Annotated in this window: 6 protein-coding genes and 1 pseudogene; 6 read left to right on the forward strand and 1 reads right to left on the reverse strand. The window is 74.4% G+C overall.

The genetic code is table 11. The features are described 5' to 3' along the window. Positions 1-164: 164 nt before the first annotated feature. Positions 165-2,402: a serine/threonine-protein kinase gene (locus KM933_RS33830; protein ID WP_221359684.1), complete on the forward strand. Its 2,238-nt coding sequence runs from the start codon at positions 165-167 to the stop codon at positions 2,400-2,402. Positions 2,403-2,508: 106 nt separating this feature from the next. Then, a complete protein-coding gene (locus KM933_RS33835; RefSeq protein ID WP_221359694.1) occupies positions 2,509-4,071 on the forward strand; it encodes a phytoene desaturase family protein in 1,563 nt (520 codons plus the stop codon). 37 nt (positions 4,072-4,108) lie between these two features. Here KM933_RS33835 and KM933_RS33840 read toward each other — a convergent pair whose 3' ends face one another. Beyond that, positions 4,109-5,905, reverse strand: a complete 1,797-nt coding sequence (locus tag KM933_RS33840; protein WP_221359696.1) for a serine hydrolase domain-containing protein — start codon at positions 5,903-5,905, stop codon at positions 4,109-4,111. A gap of 180 nt (positions 5,906-6,085) precedes the next feature. Between KM933_RS33840 and KM933_RS33845 the strand changes: the two genes are divergently transcribed. From KM933_RS33845 to KM933_RS33860, 4 genes and pseudogenes are all read left to right on the forward strand, one after another. After that, a complete protein-coding gene (locus KM933_RS33845) occupies positions 6,086-7,195 on the forward strand; it encodes an NAD(P)H-dependent flavin oxidoreductase (RefSeq protein WP_221359698.1) in 1,110 nt (369 codons plus the stop codon). Continuing rightward, positions 7,192-8,742, forward strand: a complete 1,551-nt coding sequence (locus tag KM933_RS33850; RefSeq protein WP_221359700.1) for an acyl-CoA synthetase — start codon at positions 7,192-7,194, stop codon at positions 8,740-8,742. The genes KM933_RS33845 and KM933_RS33850 overlap by 4 nt, the downstream gene beginning before the upstream one ends. Before the next feature lie 121 nt (positions 8,743-8,863). Beyond that, complete coding sequence (locus KM933_RS33855) at positions 8,864-10,384, forward strand: acyl-CoA synthetase (RefSeq protein ID WP_221359702.1); 1,521 nt, start codon at positions 8,864-8,866, stop codon at positions 10,382-10,384. 98 nt (positions 10,385-10,482) lie between these two features. Next, positions 10,483-10,993, forward strand: a pseudogene (locus KM933_RS33860) (hypothetical protein); the annotation flags it as partial.

Raw genomic sequence — 10,993 nt, forward strand, 5'->3', positions numbered from 1 at the left:
TTCCCGCACGTCCGCGCCGTCGGCGGCCGCCCAAACACATCATCCGCGCCGTGTCGCGGATCGGCCCCGGTTCGCGTCCCGCACCGTACAAAGTCAGACCATAACTCGTCATACTGGACGGGTCGGGGGAGGGCGGGTCCGGACGACGGGGGCGATCGCGGCAGATGGGGGAGACCAGGCTCATCCAGAGCCGGTACCGACTGCTCGACCTGATCGGTCGAGGAGGCATGGGAGAGGTGTGGCGGGCCCGGGACGAGTCGCTGGGCAGACAGGTCGCCGTCAAGTGCCTCAAACCGCCGGGCCACCACCACGACCACTCGTTCACCCGGGTCCTGCGGGAGCGGTTCCGCCGCGAGGCCCGGGTGGCCGCCGGCCTCCAGCACCGCGGAGTGACCGTCGTCCACGACTTCGGCGAGTCCGACGGCGTCCTGTACCTGGTGATGGAACTGCTCGACGGACGCAACCTGAGCCAGCTCCTGGAGGACAACAAACAGCATCCGCTGCCGGTCCCCGACATCGTGGACATCGCCGAACAGGTCGCCGCCGCCCTCGCCTACACCCACCGGCAGGGCATCGTGCACCGCGACCTGAAGCCCGCCAACATCATGCGGCTCGACGACGGCACGGTGAAGATCTGCGACTTCGGCATCGCCCGCCTCGGCCACGACATCGGCCTCACCTCACGCCTGACCGGCACGGGCATCGCGATGGGCACCCCGCACTACATGTCCCCCGAGCAGATAGGCGGCTCCGAGGTCGACCGGCGCAGCGACCTCTACTCGTTCGGCTGCGTGCTGTACGAGATCTCCACCGGTGTACCGCCGTTCGACCTCGACGACGCGTGGGCCGTCCTCGTCGGGCACCGGGACACGCCCCCCGAGCCGCCGCGCGACCGCCGCCCCGAACTGCCCGGGTTCCTCGACCGGATCATCCTCGACCTGCTGGCCAAGGAACCGCAACGGCGCCCGCACGACGCCCGCGAGCTGGGACGCCGCCTCGGCGCGGGACGCGGCACACCGGCGTACGTGCCGACCGTGGTGTCGTCCCCCGTGCGGCGGGTGACGGCGGACCGGCCCGCCACCCGCGAGGCGCGCCTGCCCTCCTGGACCCGGGGCATGACCACCGGCCACAAGGCGGCCGGGACCGGACTGCGCACCACACCGCCGGACGCCTCCGCGGGCCTCACCGGTGACTGGACCGCCCGCGCCGGCACCCGCGGGGCCCCGCACCCGGTCCCCTCCGAACGGCCCACCCCCGCACCGGAGCTGCTCGCCGCGCTCACCGGCCGCCACAACGCGGGGCTGAGCCTCGGACGGCTCGGCCGCTGGGCGGAGGCCGGTGAGGTGCACCGCGCCGTCGCCGCCGAGCGCGAGCACGCCCTCGGACCCGACCACCCCGACACCCTGGCCAGCCGCTACGAGGTCGGCTTCACCCTCAGCCGCACGGGCCGCCCCGCCGACGCGCTGCGCGAGTACACGCACGTCGCCCGGATCCGGGAGCACACGCTCGGCCCCGACCACCCGGACACCCTGGCCGCCCGGCAGGAGATGGCGTACGTGCTGGGCCAGTCGGGACGCCACTTCGAGGCGCACCAGGTCTACGCGGCCGTGCTCGCCGCCCGGGAGCGCGCGATGGGCCCCGACCACCCGGACACCCTGCGCTGCCGTCACAATCTCGCGTTCAACCTCAGCCGGCTGGGGCGCCTGGAGGACTCGTACCGGATGGCGGACGAGGTGGCCGCGGCCCGCGCCCGGGTGCTCGGCGCGAACCATCCCGACACGCTCGTCACGCGGTACGAAGTGGCGTACGCGCTGGGTCAGCTGGGGCGGTGGCCGGAGGCGCTCGACACCTACCGGGAGGTCGCCGCGGCCCGGGCGCAGGCGCTGGGGCCCGACCACCCGGACACGCTCGCCGCGCGCTACGAGGTCGGCATCAGCCTCGGCAGGCTCGGGCGCAGCGCGCAGGCACTGGAGCTGTACCGGGGGCTGATCGAGGACCGCACTCGTGTCCACGGTCCCGCGCACACCGAGACCCTGCGCGCCCGGCACGGGCTCGGGGTCAACCTGGGACGGCTCGGTCGCTGGGAGGAGGCCCTCGCCGAGGCCCGTGACGTGTGCGCCCTCCGGGAGCGGGTCCTGGGGCCCGACCACCCGGACACGCTGGTGAGCCGCCGGGAGGTCGCCGTCGGGCTCGGGTGGCTCGGCCGCTGGACCGACGCGCTCGACGAGTACCGGCAGGTGGCCGGGGCCCGCGCCCGGGTGCTCGGCGCCGACCATCCCGACGCGCTGGCCAGCCGCAACGACGAGGCGCACTGTCTGGAGCAGCTGGGACGGGGGGCGGAGGCGGCGGAGCTGTACCGGCGGGTGGCGGCGCTGCGGCAGCGGGTCTCCGGGGCGTACTGACGCCCCGGGCCGTCCTGCCCCGGACGGGGCGGGGCCGCGCGCCCCTTCGGGGCACGGGTGGCGCGCGGATCTGGCTGGGACGGATCTTCGCGTGTTACCAAGAGGCATGGCTGCTGACGAGGGACACCGGGAACAGGACGTCGTCGTGGTCGGCGGAGGACACAACGGCCTGGTCGCCGCCGCCTACCTCGCCCGCGCGGGAAGGTCCGTCCTCGTGCTGGAGCGGCTCGGGACCACCGGCGGCGCCGCCGTCTCGACGCGGCCGTTCGCCGGTGTCGACGCCCGGCTGTCGCGCTACTCCTATCTGGTGAGCCTGCTGCCCCGGAAGATCGTCAGGGATCTCGGACTGGACTTCCGGGTCCGCGGCCGCGACATCTCCTCGTACACCCCCACCGAGCGCGACGGCCGGCCCACCGGACTGCTCGTCGGGGGCGGCGAGCGGCGCACCCGGGAAGCCTTCGCCCGGCTCACCGGGTCGGACGGCGAGTACCGGGCCTGGCAGCGCTTCCACGGCATGACCGGCCGCGTCGCCCGGCGGGTCTTCCCCACCCTCACCGAGCCGCTGCCCACCCGCGGCGAACTGCGCCGCCGCGTCGACGACGAGGAGGCATGGCGCATCCTCTTCGAGGAGCCGCTGGGCGTCGCCGTCGAGGACACCTTCGCCGACGACCTGGTCCGCGGGATCGTCCTCACCGACGCACTCATCGGTACCTTCGCCGACGCCCACGACCCGTCCCTGCGGCAGAACCGCTGCTTCCTCTACCACGTGATCGGCGGCGGCACCGGCTCCTGGGACGTGCCGGTCGGCGGCATGGGCGCGCTCACCGACGCCCTGGCGGACGCCGCCCGCGGCGCGGGCGCGGTCCTCGCGACCGGCCACGAGGCGGTCCGGGTGGCGACCGACGGACGCGCCGCCGAGGTCACCTACCGGACCGCGGACGGCGAGCGGACCGTGGCGGCCCGGCACGTGCTCGTCAACGCCTCCCCGCAGGAGCTCGCCCGGCTGACCGGCGACGAGCCGCCCGCCCCCGCCGAGGGCGCCCAGCTCAAGGTGAACATGCTGCTGAAGCGGCTGCCCCGGCTGCGCGACCCGTCCGTCGACGCGCGCGAGGCGTTCTCCGGGACCTTCCACATCGCCGAGGGGTACGGGCAGCTGGCGACCGCGTACGCGCAGGCCGCCGCAGGCACACCGCCCGAGGCGCCGCCCTCCGAGATCTACTGCCACTCGCTGACCGATCCCACGATCCTGGGCCCCGAACCGGCCCGGCGGGGGTACCACACGCTCACCCTGTTCGGACTGCACACGCCCGCCCGGCTCTTCGCCCGCGACAACGACGGCACACGCCGGGAACTGGTCGGGTCGACCCTGGCCCAGCTGGACGCGCACCTCGCCGAGCCGATCGCCGACTGCCTGGCCACCGACGCGGACGGCCGCCCCTGCATCGAGGCCAGGACCCCCCTCGACCTGGAGCGCGACCTCGGGCTCCCCGGCGGCCACATCTTCCACCGTGACCTGGCCTTCCCGCACACCGGGGAGGGCACCGGCCGCTGGGGCGTCGAGACGGCCCACGCCAACGTCCTCCTGTGCGGCGCGGGCGCGGTACGCGGGGGAGGGGTGAGCGGGGTACCGGGACACAACGCGGCGATGGCACTCCTGCAGGCCCCGTAGCGGACCGGCGGGGGGACGCCGGTCCGGGGACGGGAGGTCAGTCCGGGGACGCCGTCCACCCCACGGCCCCGACGCGCGCCGAGTCCGCCGGCCGCGCCTCGTCGAAGACGACCCGGTCGCCGTCGAGGACCCGCAGCGCGTCCACGTACACACCCCGCCCCGCGTAGAGCCGGTCGGTCGTGTACCGCCAGCGCAGGACGTGCCGGCCGGCCCCGGGGAGGTCCGCGTCGAGCCGGTGCCAGACGCGGCCGGACCAGCCCGTCACCGAGCCGGTGGGATGTTCCCGCGGAGCCTGCCCCCGGCGCCCGGTCGTGAACGGCACCGGCCGCCACGTCGTCCCCCCGTCCGCCGAGGACTCCAGGAGGAGCGCGTCCGCCGCCGGCTCGGTGTCCCACCACAGGGCGCACCGCAGCCGGCCCCCCGCGCCGACGTCCACCGCGGGCAGCGTCAGCGTCGCGGAGGACGCCGCCGCCATGCTGGAGAACCAGGCGGTGCGCCCCCGGGCGGGCCGCACCGGCACCGCACGCGCCAGATGATCGGCGGCGGCGACGCGCGGCGCGGAGCCGGACCGCCAACTGCGCACGGGGTGAACGGAGTTGCCGAGCAGGACGAGGAACGAGTCCGTCGTCGGGTCGAGAACGAGCGAGGTGCCGGTGAAACCGGTGTGCCCGGCGGTGCGCGGAGTGGCCATCGCGCCCATGAACCAGTGCTGGTACAGCTCGAAGCCGAGACCGTGCTCGTCACCGGGGAACGCGGTGTTGAAGTCGGTGAACATCAGGTCCACCGACCGGGGCTCCAGGATGCGTGCCCGGCCGTACGCGCCGCCGTTGAGCAGCGTCCGGCAGAGGACCGCGAGGTCCCACGCGGTGGAGAAGACCCCGGCGTGCCCCGCCACTCCGCCCAGGCTGTACGCGTTCTCGTCGTGCACCTCGCCCCACACCAGGCCGCGGTCGAGCCCGGACCACGGTCTGCGGGCGTCCTCGGTGGCGGCGATCCGCGGCCTCCAGGACGGCGGCGGGTTGTAGCGGGTGCGGCGCATCCCCAGCGGAGCGGTGATCCCGGTCCGCAGCAGCCCGTCCAGCGGACGGCCGGTGATCCTCTCCAGGACGAGCTGGAGCGAGATGAGGTTGAGGTCCGAGTAGCGGTACACGGTACCGGGCGGGTCGAGCGGCGCCTCCTCCCAGATGAGCCGGAGCTTCGCCTCGTAGGTCGGCGCGCCGTAGAGGGGTATCCAGGCGCGGAACCCCGAGGTGTGGGTGAGGAGCTGGCGGACCGTGACGTCCTGCTTGCCCGCGCCGCCGAAGTCCGGGAGGTACGAGGCGACCCTGCCCTCCAGGTCCAGCGCGCCGCGCTCGATCTGCTGCACGGCCAGGATCGACGTGAACAGCTTCGACACCGAGGCGAGGTCGAAGACGGTGTCCCCGGCCGTCGCGATCTGCCGCTCCGGGGGGAACTCCACGGCGGTGTCGGTCTCCTCGTCGTACGCCGCGTAGCGCACCGCCTTCCCGATCGGCCGGTGCAGCGCGACGGTGCCGCCGCGGCCCGCGAGCAGCACCGCGCCCGCGTACCAGGGGTGCTTGGGGGACGGGCCCAGGAACGTCTCGGCGTCCGCGACCAGCCGGTCCAGATGGGCCGGGAGCAGACCGGCACGCTCGGCGGACCCGCGGCGCAGGGTCGGACGGCCGCGACCCGCCCGGCCGGCTCCGGCCCCGCCGGGCGCCGCCGACGCCGCGGGCAGGGGTGCGAGGACCAGCGCGCCGCCCACCGCCGCCAGGCCCCGGCCCAGTTGCCGGCGGGTCGGCCCGCCGCCCGCTCCGTCCGCCGTCGCCGCCATGGAAGGGCCTCCCGTCACGCCGCCCGGAAGTGTCTTCCGGGTCCTGCCGCTCCGGTGAAACCTTCATGTCGGGGGAGAGCGGTGTCAACGGTGCCGTCCCCGCTCGTCGTCGACCACAAAAACTGACGGTCCATCAGAAAAGGTCTTCCCTCGTCCGGGCGACTGCGGCATCCTGCGCCCATGCAGACGGAGCTGAGCAAGAAACTGGGAGTCGAGCGCGCCCTCTTCGGCTTCACGCCCTTCCCCGCCGTCGCCGCCGCCCTCAGCCGGGCCGGCGGACTCGGTGTGCTCGGCGCGGTCCGCTACGCCGATCCCGAGGAGCTCAAGCGCGACCTGGACTGGCTGGAGGCGCACGCCGACGGACGGCCGTACGGGCTGGACGTCGTCATGCCCGCCAGGAAGGTCGAGGGCGTCACCGAGGCCGACGTCGAGGCGATGATCCCCGAGGGGCACCGCCGGTACGTCGAGGACACCCTCGCCAGGTACGGGGTGCCCGGACTCGACGAGGGCGAGGCGTCCGGCTGGCGCATCACCGGCTGGATGGAACAGGTCGCCCGCACCCAGCTGGACGTCGCCTTCGACTACCCGGTCAAGCTGCTGGCCAACGCGCTCGGCCCACCGCCCCCCGACGTCGTCGAACGCGCTCACGGCAAGGGGGTGCCCGTCGCCGCGCTCGCGGGCAGCGCCCGCCACGCGCGCAAGCACGCCGAGGCGGGCATCGACATCGTCGTCGCGCAGGGCTACGAGGCCGGCGGCCACACCGGTGAGATCGCCTCGATGGTGCTCACGCCCGAGGTCGTCGAAGCCGTCGCGCCCCTGCCCGTGCTCGCCGCGGGCGGCATCGGCAGCGGCCGCCAGGTGGCCGCCGCGCTCGCGCTCGGCGCCCAGGGCGTGTGGCTCGGCTCCCTCTGGCTGACCACCACGGAGGCCGACCTGCACTCGCGCGCCCTGACCCGCAAGCTCCTCGCCGCCGGATCCGGCGACACGGTCCGCTCGCGCGCGCTGACCGGGAAGCCAGCCCGGCAGCTGCGCACCGAATGGACCGACGCCTGGGACGACCCGGACGGACCCGGCACCCTCCCCATGCCCCTGCAGGGACTCCTGGTCGCCGAGGCGGTCTCACGGATCCAGAAGCACGAGGTGGAACCCCTCCTGGGGACACCCGTGGGACAGATCGTCGGCCGGATGAACAGCGAACGCAGCGTCCAGGAGGTCGTCGACGACCTCACCCGCGGCTTCGAGGAGGCCGTGGACCGGCTCGACCGCATCGCAGGAAGGAGCCACGGATGAGCCAGGCCCCGAACGGCTTCTGGGCACAGGCGGCCGCCGACCCCGAGCGCACCGTGCTGATCGCGGCCGACGGCGAGGAGTGGACCGCCGGCCGGCTGCACGCCGAGGCCAACCGGCTGGTCCACGGTCTGCGCGCCGCCGGCCTCGAACGCGGTGACTCCTTCGCCGTCGTGCTCCCCAACGGCGCCGAGTTCCTCACCGCGTACCTCGCCGCCACGCAGGCCGGTTTCTACCTCGTGCCCGTCAACCACCATCTCGTGGGCCCCGAGATCGCCTGGATCGTGGCCGACTCCGGGGCGAGGGTGCTGATCGCCCACGAGCGGTTCGGCGACGCCGCGCGCCACGCGGCCGACGAGGCGCGGCTCCCCCCGCAGCGGCGGTACGCCGTCGGTCCGGCCGAGGGCTTCCGGCCCTACGGCGAACTCCTCGACGGGCAGCCCGGATCGGCGCCCGAGGGGCGGACGCTCGGCTGGGTCATGAACTACACCTCCGGCACCACGGGGCGGCCGCGCGGCATCCGCCGCCCGCTGCCCGGCAAGCTCCCCGAGGAGACGTACCTCGGCGGTTTCCTCGGAATCTTCGGCATCGAGCCGTTCGGCGACGACGTGCACCTGGTGTGCTCGCCGCTCTACCACACGGCGGTGCTCCAGTTCGCGGGCGCGTCCCTGCACATCGGGCACCGGCTGGTGCTGATGGACAAGTGGACACCCGAGGAGATGCTCCGGCTCGTCGACGTCCACCGGTGCACGCACACCCATATGGTCCCGACCCAGTTCCACCGCCTGCTCGCGCTGCCGGAGCACGTCAGGGCGGCGTACGACGTGTCGTCCATGCGGCATGCCATCCACGGTGCCGCCCCCTGCCCGGACCATGTGAAACGGGCCATGATCGAGTGGTGGGGACCCAGCGTGGAGGAGTACTACGCCGCCAGCGAGGGCGGCGGTGCCTTCGCCACGGCGGAGGACTGGCTGAAGAAGCCCGGCACCGTCGGGAAGGCCTGGCCGATCAGCGAACTCGCCGTCCTCGACGACGACGGCAACACCGTGCCGCCCGGTGAACTCGGCACCGTCTACATGAAGATGAGCACCGGCGGATTCTCGTACCACAAGGACGAGGCCAAGACGCGGAAGAACCGCGTCGGCGACTTCTTCACCGTGGGCGACCTCGGGTACCTCGACGAGGACGGGTACCTCTTCCTCCGCGACCGCAGGATCGACATGATCATCTCGGGCGGGGTCAACATCTACCCCGCCGAGATCGAGGCCGCGCTGCTCAGCCACCCCGCCGTCGCCGACGCGGCCGCCTTCGGCATCCCGCACGACGACTGGGGCGAGGCGGTGAAAGCGGTCGTCGAACCCGCTCCCGGCGCCGCACCGGGCGAGGCACTGGCCGCGGAGATCCTCGGACACTGCGCCCGCCTGCTGGCCGGTTACAAACGCCCCGCGAGCGTCGACTTCATCGAGTCGATGCCCCGGGACCCCAACGGAAAGCTGTACAAGAGACGGCTGCGGGACCCGTACTGGGAGGGGCGCGCGCGTCCCGTGTGACGCCGCGCGCCACCGCGCACCGCCCGGGCGCGTACGGTCCCGGCCCGTGCGGCCCCGCCCGCCGCGGCCCCGTGCCCGGGCGGCTTGACCTGCCGTGCGGGCGCCACGAGGATCATGTGCCATGACGCCTGGACACGGCAGCACGGTGGACGGGGTGCTGCGGCGCAGCGCCCGGCGGACCCCGGCCCGCGACGCGGTCACCTACCGCGAGCGCACCTGGACGTACGCCGCACTCGACGAGGCGGTGTCCCGCGCGGCCCGGGTGCTGCGCTCGTCGGGGCTCTCCCCGGGGGACCGCGTCGCCGCCTACGGGCACAACTCGGACGCGTACCTCATCGGCTTCCTGGCCTGCGCCCGCGCCGGACTCGTCCATGTGCCGGTCAACCAGCACCTCACCGGCGACGACCTCGCGTACCTCCTCGGGCAGTCGGGCAGCACACTGGTGCTGGCCGACCCGGACCTCGCCGGCCGGCTCCCCGACGGTGCGCGGGTGCTGCCGCTGCGGGACGCCGGGGACTCGCTGCTCGCCCGGCTGGAGTCGGCGCCCGCGTACGACGGCCCGGAACCGCGCACCGAGGACCTGGTGCAGCTGCTCTACACCTCGGGCACGACCGCGCTGCCGAAAGGCGCGATGATGACGCACCGCGCCCTGGTGCACGCGTACCTGAGCGCGATCACCGCCCTCGACCTGAGCGCCGGCGACCTGCCCGTGCACTCGCTGCCCCTCTACCACTCGGCGCAGATGCACGTGTTCCTGCTGCCGTACCTCGCGGTCGGCGCCCGGAACACCATCCTCGACGCCCCCGACGCCGAGCTGCTCCTCGACCTCGTCGAGGCCGGGCGCGCGGACAGCCTCTTCGCGCCGCCCACCGTGTGGACCGGCCTGTCGAACCGCCCCGACTTCGCGACCCGTGATCTGAGCGGGCTGCGCAAGGTGTACTACGGGGCGTCGGTCATGCCGGTGCCCGTACTGGAGCGGCTGCGGTCCCGGCTGCCGAAGCCGGCCTTCTACAACTGCTTCGGGCAGAGCGAGATCGGTCCGCTGTCCATGGTCCTCGGACCGCACGAGCACAAGGGGCGGGCGGACTCCTGCGGGCGCCCGGTGCTGTTCGTGGACGCGCGGGTCGTCGACGAGGACGGCGAGGACGTGCCCGACGGCACCCCCGGCGAGGTCGTCTACCGCTCGCCGCAGCTCTGCGAGGGCTACTGGGGGAAACCGGAGGAGACCGCGGAGGCGTTCCGGGACGGCTGGTTCCACTCCGGTGATCTGGTGGTACGGGACGCCCACGGGTACTTCACCGTCGTCGACCGGGTGAAGGACGTCATCAACTCCGGGGGCGTGCTGGTCGCCTCGCGGCAGGTCGAGGACGCGCTCCACACCCATCCAGGGGTGGCCGAGGCCGCGGTGATCGGGCTGCCGGACGAGCGGTGGATCGAGGCGGTCACCGCGGTGGTCGTCCCCCGCGGTGCCGTCACGGAGGACGAACTCATCGCCCACGCGCGCGAAGAACTGGCGCACTTCAAGGCGCCGAAACGGGTGCTGTTCGTGGAGGAGCTGCCGCGCAACGCGAGCGGCAAGATCCTCAAGAGGGAACTGCGGGACCGGTTCGCGGCCCCGGCGGGCGGATCCTCGCTCCGTTGAACCGGAACCGCCGGCCGGCCGTACCAGTTACGGCGGCCCGGCCACCCGAGCCCGGTCCGCCGAGCCACCACCGGGTTTCGCACGGAAGGACCTCCGGGTTGTCCAGCACCACGAACTCCCCCAAGCCGCCGGACACGGACGAGGCGGCCCCGGAGGACCCCGACACTCCGCGGCCGTCGCCCGTGACGCGGAGCACGCCCGCGGAGGAGGCGGCCGCGTCCGCGGAGGAGGCGCCCGCGCCCGCCGGGGAGACCGATGAGCCGGCCACGGGGGGTGACGCGTCGGCCACGGGGGTGCCCGCAGGCCAGGGCGCGCCCGTCGGCGGGGAGGCGCCCGCCGGGAAGGGGCCGCGCACCGGGAACGCCGCCGAGCCTGCCGCGACAGCGGCAGAGCCCGAGAGCACGCCCGCCCCCGGCGGGGCTCCCGCCGGGGGCGGAGCCGGACCGCCCATCCCTGAAACCCGCACCTCTGAGGAGGCACCCACCGACGGCGAAGCCCCCGCAGGCCAGGGCGCGCCCGCCGACGGAGACGCCACCGGGCGGCCGGTCGACGTGGCCCCCGCCGCCGGGCGGGCAGTCGGCGAGAGCGGCGGCGACGGGCGGGCGGCCG

Origin of the sequence: Streptomyces beigongshangae (assembly GCF_019710745.1) — a bacterium.
Classification (GTDB): Bacteria; Actinomycetota; Actinomycetes; order Streptomycetales; family Streptomycetaceae; genus Streptomyces; species Streptomyces beigongshangae.

Excerpts from the sequence above, each read along its gene's own strand:
- KM933_RS33855 (WP_221359702.1), top strand. The coding sequence starts at position 8,864 with ATGACGCCTGGACACGGCAGCACGGTGGACGGGGTGCTGCGGCGCAGC.
- KM933_RS33845 (WP_221359698.1), top strand. The coding sequence starts at position 6,086 with ATGCAGACGGAGCTGAGCAAGAAACTGGGAGTCGAGCGCGCCCTCTTC.
- KM933_RS33835 (WP_221359694.1), top strand. The coding sequence starts at position 2,509 with ATGGCTGCTGACGAGGGACACCGGGAACAGGACGTCGTCGTGGTCGGC.
- KM933_RS33850 (WP_221359700.1), top strand. The coding sequence starts at position 7,192 with ATGAGCCAGGCCCCGAACGGCTTCTGGGCACAGGCGGCCGCCGACCCC.
- KM933_RS33830 (WP_221359684.1), top strand. The coding sequence starts at position 165 with ATGGGGGAGACCAGGCTCATCCAGAGCCGGTACCGACTGCTCGACCTG.
- KM933_RS33840 (WP_221359696.1), bottom strand. The coding sequence starts at position 5,905 with ATGGCGGCGACGGCGGACGGAGCGGGCGGCGGGCCGACCCGCCGGCAA.